Raw genomic sequence first — 19,884 nt, forward strand, 5'->3', positions numbered from 1 at the left:
AACCTCTTCACGGTGGCGAAGCGGGCGTTGCAGGCTTCACGAGTGGCACTGTGCTGGGCTCCACGCGCACAAGGTTGCGGGGAAGCTTGGGATCCACGGTGAAACGAAATCCCGGGTACATGCTGCTGAGTTGTTCCAGGCGGGCTCCGGAAAGGAGCAACAGGGTGTTCTCTCCGATGAGCGGGTTGGGAGCCTGCCAGTTGGGAAGGCGGAAGGCGCGGGGGTAGAAGGCCGTGCCGCAGAAGGGGCCTTCATCGTAAAAGTATCTCAGCGTCGGGTAGCTGTGCACTTCCACCGCCACGGTGCCGCGTTTCGGCTTGTGGCGGTCGAGGTAAGCCAGCGTCTTTTCGAGGTCGAAGGTCAGATCCTGGCGATGCACGACGAGACACGTGCAGAGCACGCAGATGGCTGCGGCCAGCACGGCTTCTTGCAGAACGGGGTTCGAGCCCGTCAGTCCTCTGCGACGGGAGAGGCTCTCCAGAACATCCGCCGTCAACCGCACGAGCATCACCGCAGAGAGTGCGTGGAGATAACTGCTCCACTTCGTCTGCACTGCCCAGGGGTGCCACTTCCACAGGGCGGCGGTGAAGAGCACCGCCGCGAGTGACATGAGATAGAACTGCCGTGAGCGGTGCCAGACGTCCCCTTCAGCCAGTGAGCCAGCAGGCTTCTTCAGAAGGAAGAGAGCGATTGCGGGAATCACCGTGGTGGGGAGCGCAACGAGGGAGAAGAGATTGTCCGCCAACAGTTTGAGGGTGTCTGCCCAAGGGATCGCCCCCAGCTTGTGAGGGTTCAGGTATTCCACCATGGTGCCACCGTCGTAGGCGATGCGGGCATGATACTGGGGGACGAACCCCAGAAACACCACGCCAAGACCCGCAAGGCCCAGCGGCACAAAGAAGAGCAGCAGGTGCGCGGTGCGCCTGGACCAGGAAACAGGCAGCCTCACCACCTGAAGGAGCCAGATCACACTGATCGCTCCGGCAATGAAGATCGCACTGTATCGGGAGGTGAGAAACAACCCCAGCAGCAGCCCTGCGATGAGACTGGTGGCCGGTTTGGGCCTGGTGAGGAAGAGGTCCACCAGCAGGCACCCGACAAAGACGCCGGTGAACTCCATGCTGTAAGCGCGGGTTTCGTTGGCATGGTCCAGCAGGAGGGGAAAGGCGGCGGGCATGAGGGCGCTGAGCAGGGCGAAGCGCCAGCTCTGCCGCCAGCGCCAGCCCAGCCAGCCGAGGGAGAGCATCCCCACCAGGAAGATGGCCAGCGGCAGGATGCGCATCCAGAGGGGATCTCGTGCGATGAGGAGCCAGTAGTAAAAGATCACGCTGAAGCCACCCGGGTCCAGGTTGGCAAGGCCGTTGTGTTTCATCACGTCGGCGAGCCCGCCCGGCGTCTGGAAGGGTGGGCCGAAGGCGTCCAGCCCCCGCGAGATCCAGTACTGCACGGATTCATCGTACCAGAAGGCGGTGGAGGCCATCGCCCGGTTCATGAAATTGCCCACGGCCACCACGCCTGCGCACGCCAGCAGGAGAGTGAGGATCAGGTTCCATCTTGGATTGAGGGGCTGTGCTCGCATGGAATGATAAAAGGGGGGCAGGCAGGGCTAGGGGGAAGGGCGGGGTGAGACCGTTTTGTTGAGGGTCTTCTCCGGCAAGGGTTTCGCCAGGTGGGTGAAAAACGGTGAGCGGACGGACCCAACGTACTGACCGATGAAGAAGAGCATCTCACGGGTCTGACGCTGCTGCTTGAAGAGGTCTGGCACTTCAGACGCTGGAGGAATGTAAACCCAGTCCCAGGATCTTTCCGCGAACCGCTGGCCGGTGATGCGCAGCATGTTCAAGGGGTAGAGGGCTCCTACGGCCAGGAGCACCACCAAGGCTGATCCCCAGGGGCTCCATCGCCCGCGACCGGGCGTAGGTGTCTGTGCCGCGAGAGTTCGCAGCGCGATGAACTGGAGAACGAACAAGGCCGGAATGCAGACGCGCATCACCAGGTCGTTGTAGGCTCCGTAGTGGATCCAGGGCAGCAGCATCAATGTGACAGCGGCTGCGAACACCCAACGCCGCTCCTGGGCGGCCTGCCGGGGAAGCGCCAGCAGGATCAACGCTGCCAGCAGGCCGAACTCGATGATGAAGGTGCCGGTGTAAGCTGGGAGGAACTTGGCGAAGCCCACCTTTAGGGGTGTCACGTAGAGTTCCCCGCGCTGGACGACCTGAGGCTCGGAAGTGAGGGAAGGAGGAAAGCGGACTGGCGCGCTCCGGGAGTGGAAGTACATCACCAGCACCGCGAGGAGCAGGGTTGCGGCCAGGTTGGCGGGGTGCCACAGCTGACGGATGCTGCTCGTCCACCGGCTCCGCGAGGCTCCGGTCCAGAGCAGAAAGAGGAGGCCTAGGCCCACGGTGACAAAGGGTGACCAGAGCAGGCTGAGCGCGAAGATCCCGCCGAGCGGAGGGGTCTTGTCCCCCCGCTCCAGAGCGGAGACCAGCAGTGCAGTGAAGAGCCAGCCTGGAATCGCCTGGTGCGGCGCGTAGGCGATGAGGGTGAGGTTGGACGGGAGGGTCCAGAGACTGTTCCACCACTCGCCATCAAAATTGTTTTTCCAATGGTCAGGTTTCCACAGGGCGTCTCCGACCAGGTCCCAGCCGGAGAAGAAGAGCAGGCAGGCGAGCACGAGCCACCAGCGCGCCCATGAGAGAGACCAGAGCCAGAGCCCAGCGAGGAAACAGCCTGCAACCGTCCAGAGGTAGATGGCGACGTTGGCCGCCTCCCATCCCCAGATTTTGCCGACTACGCTGGCGGGCAGGTAGTAGGCCACATAGTAGATCAGCGCGACGGGCTGCTTCAGTTGGTCATACACGACCGGCCAGGGGCGCTCGATGAGGTCCTTGAGTATCGCGTTGTGCTTGATCCAGTCCCAGTTCTGCACGCCCAGCCCTCCGGCTCCCTGGGTGCTGACCAGCAGCATCACCGCTGCCAGCAGTGTCCCCACCTGCCACCACGGCCACGGTCGTGTGCCGGTGCTGGGCACGAGGGTGGCACGCACGAGCGGCCAGCCCGCGCCCAACGTGCAAATCACGGCAGGGATCGACCACTGCCACCGCAGCCACCCCGCCAAAAAAATGACCTCGGGCAGGGTCAGATAGGCCAGCGTGACCAAAGGCAGCCAGCGCGGCAAGCGGGCAGCTGGGGGATGTGGAGAGGCCACATCAAGGTGGGATGAGGAGGCGGGTCGCGCTGACGATTTCGACATCATTTTGCCATCTCGCCGGGGGACCGGCGTCGACAGCCACTCTGGCCACGCCCTGCCGTTTATCAATTTTTCTTCACCCTCACCCAGTGCAAACCCTCACAAAGTTCAGGGGCCGTGCCCCGTTGGAAGGGGCTGATGGGGTCTGGGTCCCGGGGGATGCGCAAGCCCTGCTTCACTGGGCGAAGCAGGGCTTGCACCGGGCCTCAGGGCTATCAACCGGGAGGTTGTGGTGGCGGCGGCGGGGGTGGGGGAGGTGGAACGGTGTTCATACGGTATAGGTATTTCTGTCCGCTCGGATGAGCCTAGTGCCGATTTTGGCAGTTGGGTTATCCGGCCAACAGCCCGGAATATCATTTAATAGAATAATGCGCAAAAAATTACTGTTTGGTAACATTTCGCCGAGGTCGGGTCCGGGATCGTGTGCGCCTTTTGCTCCAGGGAAGTGGACCCGCCCGGTTGACTTGCCCAGACGGCAAGCCATCATGCGCCGAGGTGCCATCAGCCATGGAAGATCATCCCCCACTGCCGCCGCATTCAGAAGTCCCCCAGCACTTCACGGCCTACGAAATCACTGCAGGGGCCAAGGACTGGACCCTGACGGCCGCGCCCTACCAGCGGCAGCTCATGGATGACACGCCCGGGCGGGGAGCCTACCGATGCCTGCCGCTGAGCATGGCCAACCAGGCGGGGTGGTTTGTGCATGCTCCAGTGTCATTCACTGCGGTCTGGCATGGCGGGGTGGAGGCCACGGCGGTGGACATTGAGTTCGATGAGTCTTCTGTCGTCCGTTCCGAGGCGGTGATGTCCCATTTCGGCAGCGGCATCATCACCTTCAGATTGCCGTTCCTCTTTCGCACGCCGCCTGGGATCGGGCTGCTGGTCCGGGGTGCCCCCAACTGGCCGCTGGTCAACTTCGCCCCGCTGGAAGGGCTGGTGGAGACGGACTGGAATCCCGCCAGCTTCACCATGAACTGGAAGATCCTCGAACCCGAAAGGCCCGTCCGGTTTGAAAAGGAGGTGCCGGTGTGTTTCATCCAACCGTTCGACCTGAACCTGCCCGAACGTCTTGAAACAGAGCGCAAACCGCTGGACCAGCAATCCGACGATGGCCGCGACTACGTGACGTGGCGGCAGGAGCGGCAGGAATTTCTGGGTTCAGAGGCCCAGAAGCGGGGCGAATGGCAGAAAGATTATTTCCGTGGGATGGACGCCTCGGGCAAAGGCGTCGAGAGTCACCGCACGAATTTCCGGCTGAAGGATTTCGGTGATGCTTGAGCGTGGCTAAAAAAAGTTGCGCACATCCGCATGTGTTGTCAGGATGGCACTGGTCCTGCGTTCAAGGGTGCTCGCGCATCCACCGTAGGACCGCACTTAAACAGAATACACATTCTATGAACACGGTACCACCACCCCCCCCTCCGCCCCCGCCGCCGCCGCCGTGATTGGCGTCGGCTCCGGCTTGGAGCCCAGCCCCGGTCTGCGCAAGCGGTCCGGGGCTGTTTACTTTTGGGAGAGTACGGCGTGTTGAAAAATCTACTCGACAGGAACACATCCTTCGATTATTTCTGTCTTAACCGAAAGAACGAAAAGAGCGCTTAACACTCGCCGCCGTGAAAGACCTTCCGCCCACCGCCCAAAAGTTCATCCTCCACTGGGGGGAGATGGGTGTGCGCTGGGGGATCAACCGCACGATGGCGCAGATCCACGCGCTGCTCTTCCTTTCGGAGAAGCCGCGACACGCGGAAGATATCTGCGAGATCCTGGAACTGGCGCGTTCCAATGTCAGCGTGGCGCTGCGGGAGCTGCAGGGCTGGGGCATTGTGAAGATGGTGCATCTGCCCGGGGACCGGCGGGATCACTTCGAGAGCATGAAGGACGTCTTCGAGATGTTCCGCGTCATCGTCAATGAGCGCCGTCGTCGCGAGGTGGACCCTACCGTGAGGCTGCTGGACGACTGCCTGCAGGAGAGCGGGAGCAAGGCCAAGGCGGGTGAGGCGCATGTGCGGGAGCGCCTGCAGGAGATGCGAGATTTCTTTGAGGTGGCCACCACCTTCTCCGCCCAGCTGGACCGCCTGCCGACGGGGTCCCTGGTGAAGATCGCCCGCATGGGGGAGAAGACGCTCAAGCTGCTCGGCTTGGGCGGCTAGGGCCGGGGTTGTGCTTTTTTTGATTTCAGATTTCGTTAGTTTCCGAAATTACAGATATGATCGCCGAGATCGCCATCGCTGAACCTCTGCCCCGCTGGGCCGTGATGTGGCTGCTGGCGGGCGGGGTGTTCCTCGCCGGGAAGCTGGCCATGCGGGCCGCCCTGGGCCGGGTGCAGCCAGCTCCTACGGGGTGGGATGAGGTGGCCTGGCTGGCGCTGTGGCCGGGCATGGATGCCGGGGCCTTCTTCCGGCGCGGGGCGGCTCCGGCGCGCACGGTGGCAGATGGGTCGGGGCTTACGGCGGTCTTGCTGGGGCTTGGTTTGATCTGGGGCGGGGCCAGACATCTGGAGTCGCCGCTCGCGGCTGGGTGGGTGGCCATGGTGGGGCTGGTGCTGGTCCTGCACTTTGGCCTCTTTCGTCTGCTGGCAGGGTGCTGGCAGCGGCAGGGGCGGAGGGTGCGGCCCATCATGGACCGCCCGGCGCTCTCCCTCTCGCTGGCGGAGTTCTGGGGGCAGCGGTGGAACCGGGCCTTCCGGGATCTGGCCCATCGCTGGATTTTCCGCCCGGTGCTGCGCCGCTGGGGACGGCACGCGGCCACGGCGGCGGTGTTCCTGGCCTCCGGGCTGGTGCATGAGCTCGTCATCACGGTGCCCGCCGGGGCGGGTTACGGTCTGCCGCTCATTTATTTCCTCATCCAGGAGCTCGGCATGACCCTGGAGCGCCGGTTGTTTCCCGGAAGCGCGGCGGTAGCCGGGCGCGGGCACCTCCTGCCCCGCTGGATCTTCACCCATGTCTTCACCCTCGGGCCCGCCTTCATCCTCTTTCCCCCGCCGTTCGTGGAGCGGGTCATCCTCCCGTTCCTCCACTTCATCCACGCCCTGCCATGAAAACGCTGCTCACCCTGGAAAATGCCCTTTACCTGGCCGGAGGGCTGCATTTCGCGATCCTGAGCGCCAGCGCCCTCACTCCGGTGGTGCTGGACTGGAAGTCGGTGCTCAAACCGCTGCCCGCATTCCTGCGCACCCTCTTCTGGGTGTATGGCGTCTTCATCGTGCTCATGATCGTGAGTCTGGGCACCCTGACGTTGTTGCATGCGCCGGAGCTGGCCCGGGGAGCACCGGTGGCCCGCAGTCTGGCGGCGATGACGGCGGTGTTCTGGGGGGCACGCCTGATGGTGCAGTTTTTCATCTTTGATGCGCGGGCCTATCTCACCAACGGCTGGCTGAAGCTGGGCTACCACCTGCTCACGGTGGTCTTCATCTTCCTCACGCTCACCTACACCCTGGCGGCCCTTCAGCCGGGCTTTGCCTTCGATTTCTACACCTTTCACCCCTGTCATCAGCATCCATGAAACAACAACTGAAAGTCATCCTCGCCGGCGGCAGCGGCTTCCTGGGCCTGGCGCTGGCCCGCAGCCTGGCCGCGCGGGACGTGGAGGTGGTCATCCTGGCGCGCAGTCCCCAACCCGCCGGGGCACCGGGCCGCTGGGTGCGGTGGGACGGTCGCACCGTGGAGCCCGCCTGGGCCGGGGAACTGGAGGGCGCCCATGCGGTCGTGAACGTGACTGGAAAGAATGTGAACTGCCGGTATACGGCGGCCGCACTCCAGGAGATCAATGACTCGCGGGTGGACTCGGTGCGGGCCGTTGGCGCGGCCATCCGGGCCTGCCGGCGTCCGCCCGGTGCGTGGGTGCAGGCGGGTTCCCTGGCCATCTATGGCGATGCCGGGGAACGCGAGTGCGATGAAATGACTGCCCCCGGCACGGGCATCCCGGTGGAGACCTGTTTGAAATGGGAGGCGGCCTTCGCCGCCGAGGCCACCCCGGGCACCCGGAAGGTGCTCTACCGCATCAGTTTCGTGCTTGGTCACGGCGGGGGCGCGCTGCGGATGCTGGTGAATCTCACGCGTTGTTTCCTCGGCGGTGCGATCGGCAGCGGGCGGCAGTACATCAGCTGGATCCACGAGGCGGACATGATCCGGCTTTGGGAACGGGCGATGGAGGACCCCGCCATGGAGGGGGTGTACAACGTCACCAGCCCCGGTCCGGTGCCGAATGCCACCTTCATGCAGGAGCTGCGCCGGGCGCTGCACCGGCCGTGGTCACCCCCGCTGCCGGCCTTCCTGGTGCCGCTGGGCTGCTGGTTCCTGAGGACGGAGCCGGTCCTGGCCCTCACGGGACGCCGGGGCACTCCGGCGAGACTGGAAGCGGAGGGCTTTCAGTTTCATCACACCGATCTCCGCCAGGCCCTCCGGCAGCTCTTTGCCAATGATTGAGGTTGTTTCCCGCAACTGCATCCAATCGAACCTGAACCCGAATCTCTTTTCCCTATGAACACGCTCATCCAGACCGCCTTCACCCACCTCGAAGCCCTGCTCCGTTTTGTCGCCATCCTGCAGCTGGGGCTGGCCGTGCTGAGCTTCTTCCTCCCGCGGATCATGAAGTGGGAGGGGGACATCTCCCGCATGTCGCTGCTGGTCCGGGATGTGTTCACCATTCACTCCTGGTTCATCAGCATCACGCTGATCATCTGGGGCGTGCTGACGTGGCGGTTCGCGCCGGAGATGGCGCATGCCCCCACCGAGCTGTCCCGCTGGTTGTGCGGGGCGATGGGTGCGTTCTGGGGCATCCGCTGTGTCTTGCAGTGGCTGCACTACAGCCCGGCCCACTGGCGTGGCATCCCCAGCCGCACCGTCATTCACTGGGTGCTGTTCGTGGGCTACGCGGCCTGGACCACGGTGTACGGCATGGCGGCGCTACAAGCCGGGAGGGTCTTATGAAGACACTAGTCCCACCTGCCGCAGTACCTCTGAAAAGCTGGCTGCCCAGCGCGGCGGGTCGCGAGCGTTTGTTGCAGGGCGGGTTGGGCGAGCCCCTGCTCACCGCCGACTGGGAGCGGGTGCTGATGCTGCACTACGAGGTGGATCCCGCCGCGCTCCAGCCCTGGGTGCCCTTCCCGTTGGATCTGCATGAAGGGCGCGCCTATGTGAGTCTGGTGGCCTTCACCATGCGGGACATGGCCCCACGTCGCGGCGGGCGCTGGACCTCGTGGATGCTGCGGCCGATCGCCACGCACGAGTTCCTCAATGTGCGCACCTACGTACTCTCCCATGCCGGGGAGGGGCCCGATGTGGAAGAAGGGATTCACTTCCTGCACGAGTGGCTGCCGAACCGTCTGGCGGTACGGCTGGGGCGACCGGTGTTCGGATTGCCCTATCGGCTGGGGAGGCTGCGCTACGATCACCGGCATGAGGAAGGTGAGCTCGCCGGGTGCGTGGAGGATGCTCACCGGCGAGGTTGCCTGCGCTATCGGGCGCCTGTGGCGGGGCCGTTTGCACCGTGTGTGGCGGGCAGCCTCACCGAGTTTCTGATGGAGCGTTACAGCGCCTTCACGGAGTGGCTGGGGTGGAAGCGGCGTTTCCGCATCTGGCACCCGCCCTGGCCGCAGGTGGAGGTGGTGCCGGAGGTGCTGGATGACAGCCTCCTGCGTGACAACTGTCCCTGGTTCAAGGAAGCCCGACTGCGCGGAGCACACTATTCACCAGGATCCCCGGGCGTGTGGATGAGCCGCCCCAGCAAAATCTAGTTCGCAAACAAACCGTAAATTTTCTCCAACACCATGAACATGCACAAAGTCAGTATTGCTGTGGAGCCCGAAATCGTGTCCGTCAGCCTCGGGGACTTTCATCGCCTGCAATGGATCAAGAACTTCGCCCGCATCTCCATTGGGCTGGTCTGGGTGTGGGAAGGGCTCATGCCGAAGATCTTGTATCCTTCAGCCACGCAGTTCGAAATGGTGCGCCGCAGCGGCTGGTGGTGGGGCTCGCCAGAGCAGACGCTCTACTGGCTGGGGGTGGCGATGATCGTGGCGGGCTTTGGCATCATGAGCGGGATCTGGGAGCGTGCGGCGGCCCTGATCTCCACGCTGGCGGTGCTGGTGCTCATGGTGCTGGTCATCACGAGCAACCCGGAGGCTCTGCATGATCCCTTTGGCGGTCTGGTCAAAGATGCATGCCTCTTTACCTGCGCCGCGCTGGTGTGGTGGTGGCCCCGGACGCCCGAGAGTGTGTCAAAAAGGTGAAGGCTTTTTTCATTTTGCGTGTCGCAAAGGGGACCAATATGCACAAGAATCGGCGTAGATACTGCACACGGTCACCTACACGCACCTGTCATGAAATCGTTTCCCGCCCTTGTCGCTGTTCCATTCCTTGCGCTCGCCTTGAGCGCGCCCCTCACTGGTCACGCCCAGGAAAAGGAGAAAGACAAACCCCTCGTGGACAAGACCACGGCGGACAAAGCCAAGAACATGCTCGACAAGGTGATCGGCGAAGTGTCGAAGGCCGCCAACAAGACGGAGATCAAGGGCAAGGAGCTCTGGGAGCGGACGAAGGACAATCTGCGCCTGAGCAAGGAGGAGTACCTGAAGAAGGCGCAGTCCGCCATCGCCACGATGGAGGCCGAGATCGACGTGATGGTGGAAAGCGGGGCAGCGATCACCACGCGGGATTATTTCAAGCTGCGCATTGAGTCCTTCAAGCTGCAGCTGGACTACTGCAAGCGCGACATGGAGCGGCTCAAGGAAGCGCCTTCTGAAGAGGCCTTCCGTGTGAAGCAGCGCGGCTTTGACCGCACTCTGGGCGCCTTGAGTGACAACCTCACGCTCGCCAAAGACGAGGCGGGTCTGTGAGACCCCGCTTGAACTGCTTTCTGCGCCTTTCCTCATAAACCCCCCCGCTGCCTCAGTCACTAACACCCGTCTCCCTGCCTTGATTGCACCATGAAATTTGCCGAATCCATCACTGACTTCTTCAAGAGCCCCAAGTGGGTCACGAACCTGCTCTTCGCCGGTCTGTGTGCCCTGGTCTCCAGCATCATCCCGCTCGTTGGTTTCATCGTGCTGGCCGGCTGGCTGGTGACGGGCTTCTACATGCGCCAAAACGACGAGGACTTCGTCACCTTCCCGGACTTTGACTTCAATCAACTGGGCAAGTACCTGGAGCGCGGCCTGTGGCCGGTGCTCACCACGGCGGCGGTTGGCATTGGCGTGGGCCTGGTGCTGTGGGTGGTGCTTTTCATTCCCATCATGATCCTCTCGGCATTGCTCTCTGATTCCAACGGGGTCGTAGGCGGGTTCTTCGCCCTGATCATCAGCCTGCTTTCCCTGGTGATCTACTTCGGCATCTACGCGGTGCTCTCCCTCATCATGATGCCGCTGAGCATCCGCGCCTCGCTGGTGCAGGATTTTGTGCAGGCGTTCGACATCAACTTCATCAAGAAGTTCGCCCTCATGATGTGGAAGGAGATTCTCATGGCCTCTCTGTTCGTGCTGGTGGCCGGGGCGGTGATGAGCTTCATCGGGTTCTTCGCCTTCTGCGTCGGGATCTTCGCCGCCCAGGCGCTGATGTACTTCGCCTGGACGCACCTGAGCAAGCAGGTCTACAAGCTCTACCTGAGCCGCGGTGGTGAACCCGTGCCGGTGAGCCCGAAACTGGCCGTCGCATAGCCGGAACAGGCACACAAATCATCCAGATTCCCGCGGGGCAGGCTGAAAAGCCTGCCCCGCTTGCTTTCCAGGTCAGGGAGGGCGGGATTTGGCAGCGTGCGGATGCAAGAATGCCCCTCAGCCTGCGTAGGGTTGTCCCCTCACCAACTCATCTACACCGTCTCCATGTCCGCACCCTCCTCCTCCAGCCGTCGTCGCTTTTTGCAGACTGCGACCGCCGGCGTTGCCGCTCCGTTCTTCATCCCTGGTCGCACCTGGGCCCAGGACGCCGCTCCCAATGAGCGCATCGTCATGGGTTTCATCGGCATGGGCAAGCAGATGGGCGGCCTTCTGAACCGCTTCCTCCAGTACCCGAACGTCCAGGTGGTCGCCGTCTGCGATGTGGACACCACCCGGCGCGAGGACGCCAAGGCCAAGGTGGACAAGGCCTATGGCAACACCAGCTGCAAGGCGGTGAACGACTTCCGTGAGATCACCACGAACAAGGACATCAATGCGGTCTGCATCGCCACGCCGGACCACTGGCACGCGATCATCAGCCTTTCGGCCGTGACCAACGGCAAGGATGTGTACTGCGAAAAGCCGCTGACCCACAACATCCACGAGGCGGTCACGCTGGTGGACACGGTGCGGAAGCACAACCGCATCCTCCAGACCGGCTCCATGCAGCGCAGTAGTGCGGAGTTCCGCATCGCCTGTGAGCTGGTGCGCAACGGCGTCATCGGTGAGATCAAGACGGTGGACACCTCCTTCGGCGGCCCGGCCAAGCCGTGCACCCTCCCCGAGGAAGCGATGGAACCCGGTCTCGACTGGAATCTGTGGCTTGGGCCTGCCCCGGAGCGCCCGTACAACTCGGAGCTCAGCCCCCGCGGCGTCTCCAAGAACTTCCCCATGGGCTGGCGCTACTCCCGTGAGTACGGCGGCGGCATGGTGACCGACTGGGGCGCCCACCATATCGACATCGCTCAGTGGGGCCTCGGCATGGACGAGAACGGCCCGGTGGAACTTCGTCCGCCCGCCGACTGGCAGACCGCCCAGAAGGGTGGCCAGCTCGTGTACGCGAACGGCGTGATCCTGAACCACGTGACCGGCAAAGGTTGCAGCTTCTTCGGCACCGAAGGGGAAGTGCACGTGAACCGCGGCAAGTTCGAGCTCGTGCTCGGCGGCAAGACGAAGGCCAAGTTCTGGGACAAGGACCTCGACAAAGGCACCTCCCTCCAGCGTGAATACACGCTGATGGAGCGTGAGTTCCTCACCAACGCCAAGGTGAAGCTGTACAACAGCAAGGACCAGATTCAGGACTTCCTGGCCTGCATCAAGTCCCGCCAGAAGCCGGTGTGCGACGTGGGCATCGGCGCCAGCAGCGCCATCGCCTGCCACCTGCTGAGCATCGGCTACTACTACGGTGCGAACCTGAAGTGGGACCCCATCAAGAACCAAATCGTCAGCGGTGGCGATCCCAAGTGGTTGACGCGTGACTACCGCGGCGAGTGGAAGGTGTGATGGGGAGGTGGGAGTTAAGAGTCTGAGATGTAAATGACTCGAACCGCCGGTGCCGATGAGGTGCCGGCGGTTTTTTGTTTGGGGGGGCGGAGTTCGTGGAAGTGACACCTTGGGCAATGTAGAAGAGCCGTCCCGGCTCTTGGGTACGCTGGATGATGCGGGAACTGGGACCGGGGTATGCAGTACAACTGTTGCGGCGAACAAGGTTTTTCAGGCTGTGTTGGTAGACAAAGGGGCTGGCATTTGCCCTCTGCGATTCAACTTCCATTGCCGGTCGTAGTTGTCGACGTAGGGAGGCACCAATTTCCCGGTCTTTGGCGGCAAGGCTGAGGAGTGGATCAAGAGGCCAAGGTGTCCGCTTGGGTGTTTGGAACCGGGGCGTTGGGTGGTTGGAGTTCGATCACCAGATTCATGCCGTAGAAGCTTCAGTTAGTGCCTCCTTACGTCGACAGCTACGACCGGTGTTGGGGTGGCAAGGCAGAGGGTGAGGTGCTGCGGCTGTTGGAGCTTGGGGCAGGCTGAGGGGGGAAACGGCTGGCTAGGGTGCAGGGAGGGTTGGAAGTGCATCTCGCAGGCGAAAGCGGCGCTTCACGCACGCACTCCACAGCGACTTCGTCGCCAGGTGTTGGCCGCGTAAGGGCGTCTGAATGCCGTCAGGCCTGCGACATCGGAGGCCGGGTGGGCGGTCTTGGATCGATGCGCAATCTCCCCCCTGGATGCGTCCCGACGCGTCGGGATGGAGTGCGCGCGGGAACCACCGCTTTGGCGGCCCTTGTGATGGGCTTGAACCCTTTGTCATCCAGCAGCGTCTGCCGTGATCGCAGCAAGACGTGACTGCCAAGGAACCGACTCAGGAGACGGAGCATCTACACAACGCTTTCAGCGTTGAAGAGCTTCCCTGACCGTACCCAACGTTGACTCGCCTAGGGCTCGTCCAACGTTGGGCTGTGTTAGAGATCCCCGCTGGGGATCAACTTCGGAATGAGGCTGGCACCTCCTGGTGGTTCCCTGGTGGTTCCCTGGTGGCCACCCCAAAACGCGCGCGGTTGGTCGGTTCTCCTTACGTCGACAGCGCGACCGGCGTTAAGGGTGGCGAGGCAGAGGGAGAGTCAGTGTGGTAGATGAAGGCATAGGCAAGCTGGAGTGGTGCTGCTGCGGTCACTCAACACTCCATTTCTCCAATACTCCCTCACTCCATCGTCCCCGCACCTCACCCTATCACCAACTCTACCGGGCAATGGTCAGACCCGTGGATGTCGGGGCGGATGATGGAGCTCTTCAGGCCGTCTTTGAGACCCAGGGAGGCGAGCCAGTAGTCGATGCGCCAGCCCACGTTGTTGCCGCGGGCATTGGCACGGTAGCTCCACCAGGAGTACTGGTGTGGGCGGGAGTCGAAGTGGCGGAAGGTGTCCACAAAGCCGGATTCCAGCAGCTTGCCGAAGCTGGCTCGCTCCTGATCGCTGAAGCCGGGGCTGAAGCGGTTTTCCTTGGGCCGCGCGATGTCGATCTCGTTGTGCGCGACGTTCAGGTCGCCGCAGGCCAGCACGGGCTTGGTCTGCTCCAGATGCTTGAGATAGAGGCGGAAGGCGTCGTCCCAGAGCAGGCGATACGGCAGGCGGGCCAGCTCGGCCTGGGCGTTGGGCGTGTACACGTTCACCACGTAGTGATCGGGGAACTCCACGGTGATGACGCGGCCTTCTTTGTCGTGCTCGTCAATGCCCATGCCGATGGCGTGGGACTTGATGGGCAGGCGCGTCAGGATCGCGGTGCCGGAGTAGCCCTTTTTCTGGGCGGCGTTCCAGACGACCTGATAATCCTTGAACCACTCCAGCCCGGCCTGGTCCTCCATGGCCTTCACCTCCTGCAGGCAGATCACGTCAGCATCGCAGGCGGTGAGGTATTCGCGCAGGCCTTTGTCCATGCAGGCGCGGATGCCGTTGACGTTCCAGGAAACGAGTTTCATCGGAGGAGGAAGATGAGAGTGAGGGGAGTTTGAGAAGGTTTGTCGGTCGGTGAAGACCGGGGGAAAGCGGTTATCATGGCAAGGCAGGGCGGGCTCGCAACCCCTTCTGCCTTGGTGCCCACGTCACCGGAGTCGCGGGAAAATACGCTTCTGCGGCCATGGTGGATCTTGCTCAGCCGCATGGACTGGATGTGCGCCCTTTTTTACAAAGTCGCGCTCATGACGGCCTGCCCCGGCCGCCTGCTCAGACGGCCTGCAAGCCGCCCGTCATCAGGCACGGAACCTTTTTCGCCTATCGAATCACAGGGTAGAATGATCCATTCACCTCCCTTCGATGTCCATACACCGTATTGTTCTTACTGATAGAAAGAAAAACACCCATCGTTTTTAGCCCAAGATGAAGACGCTCACGCCTTGCCTTGCTATTCTCGCCTTTGCCGTGGCGGGAACGCTGCCTGCCGCCAAGCCGGACCCCCTCAAGGCGGCGGCGGAGATTGACGCCATTCTGGTCACTGACTGGCAGAAGAACAAGCTCAAGGGCAACGAGCCGGTCTCGGACGAGATGTTTGTGCGCCGCATCCATCTGGACATCGTGGGCCGCATCCCGACCTACCGTGAGACGGAGGAGTATCTGAACTCCAAGGATCCGGCCAAGCGGCAGAAGCTCATCGACCGCCTGCTGGCTGGCGAGGGGTATGTGCAGCACTTTTACAACTTCTGGGCGGACGTGCTGCGGGCCCAGAGCAACGGTCAGGCGGGTGCCATCACTGGCACGGCCTACACGAACTTCGTGAAGGACAGCCTGCGCACGAACAAGCCGTACGATCAGTTCGTGCGGGAGATGGTTTCCGCGCAGGGCCGCTCCTGGGAGAACGGTGCGATTGGCTACTACATGAGAGACCGCGGCATGCCGCTGGACAACATGGCCAACACGGTGCGCATCTTCCTGGGCACGCGTGTGGAGTGCGCCCAGTGTCACAACCACCCCTTCGACAAGTGGTCGCAAAAGCAGTTCTATGAAATGGCGGCCTTCACCTACGGGGTGGAGACCAACGACTACAATGGCGGGGCCCTGACGGGTGTGCGCGACCTGCTGCGCGACCGTGAAAAGGCCATCCGCGAGATGGAGAAGGCTCACGGCAAGGACGTGGCCAACAAGGCCCGTGAAGAATATCGCAAGGAGTCCCGCTTTGTGAATGAGGCCCTGACCCGCCTGCGTGACCCCGTTCGCTACACCGACGCCAGCTTCAACGACCGTCGTGAGCTGCGTCTGCCGCACGACTATCAGTACACCGATGCCAAACCCAAATCCACCGTGGCCCCTGCTGCGATGATGGGCAAGGCGGTGGAGAAGAAGGAAGGCCAGGGCCAGCTGGACGCCTATGCTGCGTGGATGACCTCCCGGGACAACCCGCGTTTCACCAATGTGGTGGCGAACCGTCTGTGGAAGAAGGCCTTTGGCATGGGCCTGATCGAGCCTGTGGACGAGCTCATGGACAGCACGGTGGCCATGAACCCGGAGCTGATGAAACACCTGGAAGGCCTGATGGTCAGCCTGGACTATGACATGAAGGCCTATCTGCGGACGCTCTTCAACACCCGGGCTTATCAGAGCGCGGTCACCCGTGAGGAGATTCCTGCGGGCATGCCCTATCACTTCACCGGTCCCGTCCTGCGCCGCATGTCGGCCGAGCAGATGTGGGACTCCTTTGTGGCGCTCATCAACCCCACGCCGGACATGCCCAACCTGCCGGTGCGTGAGCAGGCGGATCAGCGCATCGCTGCGGCCAAGAAGTACAGTGCCTCCCTGGATACCCTGACGCCTGAGGAGATGCTGAAGGGCGCCGAAGCGGCGGGCCTGAAGTTCAAGGAACAATCCACCAAGCTTACGGAGCTGCAGAAGCAGATCGCCCAGGCTCGGGAGGATGGCGACAAGGAGAAAGTCAAGGCCTTGGGGCGTGAGTCCGGCGAGCTCCAGCGGGCGGCGCGTCAGTCGGTGAACGCCAACATTGTCGTACCTGCCATGCGCAAGCTGGCGTCCAACGTGAGCGGCAAGACTGGGACACCAGAGGCCTCGGCGACGCTGGCCGCAGTGGACGGTGCCGCGGCCGGCCCGGCCATGGCGGAAGGGGCGACCTCCATGATGGCCATGAACCCGATGGAAGCGAGCATGGGCATCGACACCAAGGTGATGATCCCCGGCTATGACAAGGCACCCAAGACGGACGAGCAGATCCGTGAAGAGCGCGAGGCCCAACAGAAGGTGTTGCTGGATGAAGCCGCGTATTTTGGCATCCCCGAGAAAAAGGTGCGCGACTACGCGAAGTCCCGGGTGGGCCAGATGCGCCAGTGGCTGCGCTCGGCAGAGATCGAGTCCCCTGCGCCCCGTGGCCACTACCTGCGTGAGTTCGGCCAGAGCGATCGCGAGACGATCGAAAACGCCAACTACGATGCCTCCGTGCCCCAGGCGCTGGCGATGATGAACAGTCCTCTGCTCCCGCAGATCATGGACCAGTACTCCCAGCTGATGCTGACCATCAACAAGGCGCCGTATCCCGATGACAAGGTGGATGCCGCCTACATGACGCTGCTCTCCCGCAAGCCGACGCCGCAGGAGAGGGAGGTCTGGAGCAAGGCCCAGGATAAAGGTCTTAACACGATGGAAGACCTCATCTACGCCCTGATCAACACCCAGCAGTTCATCTTCATCCAGTAAGTATTTCGTCAGTTCATTTCCTCACCCGCCAGTTCAATCAAGCCCACCCGCTACCATGAATAACCGACTGCTCCGCTCCGACGAAATCAATCGTCGCCAGTTTGTTGCCCGCACGGCGAGCACCCTCCTCGGGGTGGGTCTGCTGCCGGAAGTGTTCACCCCGTCGCAGGCGCACGCCGCCTTTGAGGGATCTTCCAAGCTCAAGCAGGTGGCCACGGCCAAGAACGTGATCTACCTCTACATGTCCGGCGGGCAGAGCCATCTGGACACGTGGGATCCGAAGGAGGGCGTGGAGACGGCCGGTCCCACCAAGCCGATCAAGACCAGCGCGGATGGCGTGCGTATTTCCGAGTACCTGCCCCTCACGGCGCAGCAGATGCATCATGCGGCCGTGCTGAACTCCATCACCTCCACGCAGGGGGCGCATGAGCAGGGCAACTACTTCATGCACACCAGTTACACGCTGCGTGGCACGATCCGCCACCCCGGCATGGGTGCCTGGCTCAATGTCTTCCAGGGCGGTGGCAACAGCACCCTGCCCAACTATGTGTACGTGGGCAATGACAGCCGCCACCCCGGGGCTGGCTTCTTCCCGGCGGGCAACAACCCGCTCTTTGTGGGCAATCCCGAGGCAGGGCTGAAGAACGTCAAGATCCAGCGCAACCTCACGGAGGAGCGCTTTGCCTCCCGCATGTCCCTGGCGGACGATCTGGACAAGGAGTTCCGCAGCACGTTCCCGCACCGGAATGTGAAGGCGTACTCGGACATGTATGACAACGCCATCTCCATGATGAAGAGCGAGGACCTCAAGGCCTTCGACCTCACGGAGGAGCCCGAAGATCTGCGCAAGGCTTATGGCACCGAGGCCTTCGGCCAGGGCTGTCTGCTCGCCCGCCGTCTGGTGGAGCGTGGGGTGCGCTTTGTGGAAGTGTCACTGGGTGGCTGGGACACCCACACGGCCAACTTCGTGCGCGTGCCGGAACTGTGCGAGACGCTCGACAAGGGCCTCTCCTCGCTGCTCGCCGATCTGAACGCCCGCGGCCTGCTGAAGGAGACGCTGGTGGTGTTGATGTCTGAGTTCGGCCGCACGCCGACGATCAACCAGAACGTGGGTCGCGACCACTACCCGAAGGTCTTCTCCGGCATCATGGCCGGCGGTGGCATCCAGGGCGGCATGACCTACGGCAAGTCCGATGCGGAAGGCCGCGAGGTGGCGGAGAACAAGATCGAGATTCCCGACATCAACGCGACCATCGGCTACGCCCTGGGCCTGCCGCTGGACCAGGTGATCTACTCCCCCAGCAAGCGCCCCTTCACGGTGGCGGACAAGGGGCAGCCGCTCACGGGCATCTTTGGCTAAGTCAGTCCCCGCGACGAGTTCTTCTCTGTTCAAAAAACCACGGACCATCCTGTTGGGTGGCCGTGGTTTTTTGGTTTCTGTGATGCAAAGCGGGCGGCTCGGACGTTAAACTCCGCCCTCATCTCAATCACCTTTCAAAGCACCCACCTCACCCACACACTGTCATGAAACGTCGCACCTTCTCCTGGACCCTCGCCATCCTGGCCGCTGCCGCCGGGCTGCTGCCGGTCGTCAGCCACGCCGCTGAGGCCAAGAAAGTCATCCTGGTGACCACCACCACCGGCTTCCGCCACGGCTCCATCCCGTTTGCAGAAAAGACCCTGGCCCAGCTCGCGGAGAGCTCCAAGGCCTACACCATTGTGGACACCTGCAAGCAGCCGGAAGTCCAGGTGCCGAAGAAGCCCAACAAGCCCAAGGATCTGGCCCCGGACGCTGACGCGAAGGCCAAGGAAAAGTACGACAAGGAGATCAAGGGCTACGAGGCCGCCATGGCCAAGTGGACGCCGGAAGTCGAGGCTCAGGCCAAGGCCGCGCAGGCGGAGTTCGACACCCAAATCAAGGCCAACCTCGCCAAGCTGAGCCCGGAGAACCTCAAGGCCCAGGGCATCGACGGCGTGATCTTCGCCAACACCACCGGCGATCTCCCGCTGCCTGATCCAGAAGGTTTCATCAAGTGGATCGAAGAAGGCCACGCCTTCATCGGCATGCACTCCGCCAGCGACACCTTCCACAAGTTCACCGGCTACATCGGCATGCTCCAGGGTGAGTTCGCCGGTCACGGTGCCCAGGTCCCCGCGGACCTCGTGGCCGCCGACACCAAGCACCCGGCCAACGCTGGCATCGGTGAGACCTGGAACCTGAAGCAGGAGGAGATGTATCTCATCAAGAGCCAGGACCGCAGCAAGATCCGCTCCCTCTGGCATATGCGCCACCACCCGAACAAGGTGGAGGAAACCGGCTTCTTCCCCGTGGCCTGGGCTCGTAAAGCCGGTGAAGGCAAGGTGTTCTACACCTCCCTCGGCCACCGTGAAGACCTCTGGAGCGCCGATCCGGAGATGAAAGGCCGTGTGAACTCCGTGGAGCTGGCCCAGCAGTACCAGGCCCACATCCTCGGCGGCATCAAGTGGGCCCTCGGCCTGGCCGATGGGAGTGCGGAGCCGAACCCGGACGCGAAGTAAGCGGAGGATTGGCAGAAGGTCGTTTGTTTGAACTAGCAGTGAGGGCGCGCCTGGAAAGGGTGCGCCCTTTTTTGTGGGGTGTTGGGGGACGCTGATGGGGAGGATGCTGGCGGGGGTACTGGGTGGGGAGGGGATATGTCGGCTGACGAGTCGGGGGCCGTTTGCGGCAAGCGGGGCGCTTGCCCTACAGGGCGTCGAGGGTGGGATGCGGGCACACAGATCTATGGATGTTCTGTCAATGAACCCGCGGGCGAAGATCCTGG

Annotated in this window: 17 protein-coding genes; 14 read left to right on the forward strand and 3 right to left on the reverse strand. The window is 62.7% G+C overall.

The genetic code is table 11. From position 1 onward, the window contains the following. Positions 1-7 precede the first annotated feature (7 nt). Positions 8-1,579, reverse strand: coding sequence for a hypothetical protein (locus BV034_RS00855; RefSeq protein ID WP_050023165.1), 1,572 nt, complete (start codon positions 1,577-1,579; stop codon positions 8-10). Positions 1,580-1,606: 27 nt separating this feature from the next. Further along, entirely contained in the window at positions 1,607-3,178 is a 1,572-nt protein-coding gene (locus tag BV034_RS00860; RefSeq protein WP_050023166.1) for a hypothetical protein, read from the reverse strand. A 579-nt stretch (positions 3,179-3,757) separates the two neighbouring features. Here BV034_RS00860 and BV034_RS00865 point away from each other — a divergent pair. The 11 genes from BV034_RS00865 (at position 3,758) to BV034_RS00915 (ending at position 12,404) form a co-directional block, all read left to right on the forward strand. Next, positions 3,758-4,528 carry a DUF6065 family protein gene (locus BV034_RS00865; RefSeq protein ID WP_050023168.1) on the forward strand — a complete coding sequence of 257 codons (771 nt, stop codon included), beginning with the start codon at positions 3,758-3,760 and terminating at the stop codon, positions 4,526-4,528. A 335-nt stretch (positions 4,529-4,863) separates the two neighbouring features. Beyond that, positions 4,864-5,400, forward strand: a complete 537-nt coding sequence (locus BV034_RS00870; RefSeq protein WP_050023170.1) for a MarR family transcriptional regulator — start codon at positions 4,864-4,866, stop codon at positions 5,398-5,400. Positions 5,401-5,456: 56 nt separating this feature from the next. Further along, complete coding sequence (locus BV034_RS00875) at positions 5,457-6,287, forward strand: MBOAT family protein (protein ID WP_050023172.1); 831 nt, start codon at positions 5,457-5,459, stop codon at positions 6,285-6,287. Beyond that, positions 6,284-6,751, forward strand: coding sequence for a hypothetical protein (locus BV034_RS00880; RefSeq protein ID WP_050023175.1), 468 nt, complete (start codon positions 6,284-6,286; stop codon positions 6,749-6,751). Before BV034_RS00875 ends, BV034_RS00880 begins: the two co-directional genes overlap by 4 nt. After that, the gene (locus BV034_RS00885; RefSeq protein WP_050023178.1) at positions 6,748-7,674 is read left to right on the forward strand and encodes a TIGR01777 family oxidoreductase; all 927 of its coding nucleotides are present in this window, start codon (positions 6,748-6,750) and stop codon (positions 7,672-7,674) included. The genes BV034_RS00880 and BV034_RS00885 overlap by 4 nt, the downstream gene beginning before the upstream one ends. Positions 7,675-7,728: 54 nt before the next feature. Then, positions 7,729-8,178: a hypothetical protein gene (locus BV034_RS00890; RefSeq protein ID WP_050023180.1), complete on the forward strand. Its 450-nt coding sequence runs from the start codon at positions 7,729-7,731 to the stop codon at positions 8,176-8,178. Further along, a complete protein-coding gene (locus tag BV034_RS00895; protein WP_081887492.1) occupies positions 8,175-8,984 on the forward strand; it encodes a DUF2071 domain-containing protein in 810 nt (269 codons plus the stop codon). The genes BV034_RS00890 and BV034_RS00895 overlap by 4 nt, the downstream gene beginning before the upstream one ends. A gap of 39 nt (positions 8,985-9,023) precedes the next feature. Further along, positions 9,024-9,479 (forward strand): DoxX-like family protein, encoded by a 456-nt coding sequence (locus BV034_RS00900; RefSeq protein WP_265592494.1) that lies wholly within the window; start codon positions 9,024-9,026, stop codon positions 9,477-9,479. A gap of 90 nt (positions 9,480-9,569) precedes the next feature. Beyond that, entirely contained in the window at positions 9,570-10,085 is a 516-nt protein-coding gene (locus BV034_RS00905) for a hypothetical protein (protein WP_050023185.1), read from the forward strand. Between the two features lie 90 nt (positions 10,086-10,175). Continuing rightward, positions 10,176-10,901, forward strand: coding sequence for a DUF4013 domain-containing protein (locus tag BV034_RS00910; RefSeq protein ID WP_050023187.1), 726 nt, complete (start codon positions 10,176-10,178; stop codon positions 10,899-10,901). 165 nt (positions 10,902-11,066) lie between these two features. Further along, entirely contained in the window at positions 11,067-12,404 is a 1,338-nt protein-coding gene (locus BV034_RS00915) for a Gfo/Idh/MocA family oxidoreductase (protein WP_050023265.1), read from the forward strand. A 1,210-nt stretch (positions 12,405-13,614) separates the two neighbouring features. Here the strand turns inward: BV034_RS00915 and BV034_RS00920 are convergent. After that, entirely contained in the window at positions 13,615-14,367 is a 753-nt protein-coding gene (locus tag BV034_RS00920; RefSeq protein WP_050023189.1) for an exodeoxyribonuclease III, read from the reverse strand. 397 nt (positions 14,368-14,764) lie between these two features. Here BV034_RS00920 and BV034_RS00925 point away from each other — a divergent pair, with 397 nt between their 5' ends. The 3 genes from BV034_RS00925 to BV034_RS00935 all read left to right on the forward strand — a co-directional run bounded on the left by BV034_RS00925 (position 14,765) and on the right by BV034_RS00935 (position 19,621). Continuing rightward, positions 14,765-17,083 carry a DUF1549 domain-containing protein gene (locus BV034_RS00925; RefSeq protein WP_050023191.1) on the forward strand — a complete coding sequence of 773 codons (2,319 nt, stop codon included), beginning with the start codon at positions 14,765-14,767 and terminating at the stop codon, positions 17,081-17,083. A 55-nt stretch (positions 17,084-17,138) separates the two neighbouring features. Further along, positions 17,139-18,443 (forward strand): DUF1501 domain-containing protein, encoded by a 1,305-nt coding sequence (locus BV034_RS00930; protein ID WP_050023193.1) that lies wholly within the window; start codon positions 17,139-17,141, stop codon positions 18,441-18,443. A gap of 164 nt (positions 18,444-18,607) precedes the next feature. Next, positions 18,608-19,621: a ThuA domain-containing protein gene (locus tag BV034_RS00935; RefSeq protein WP_050023195.1), complete on the forward strand. Its 1,014-nt coding sequence runs from the start codon at positions 18,608-18,610 to the stop codon at positions 19,619-19,621. The last annotated feature ends 263 nt before the right edge of the window (positions 19,622-19,884 follow it).

This window comes from Verrucomicrobium sp. BvORR034 (assembly GCF_000739635.1).
GTDB lineage: Bacteria > Verrucomicrobiota > Verrucomicrobiia > Verrucomicrobiales > Verrucomicrobiaceae > Verrucomicrobium.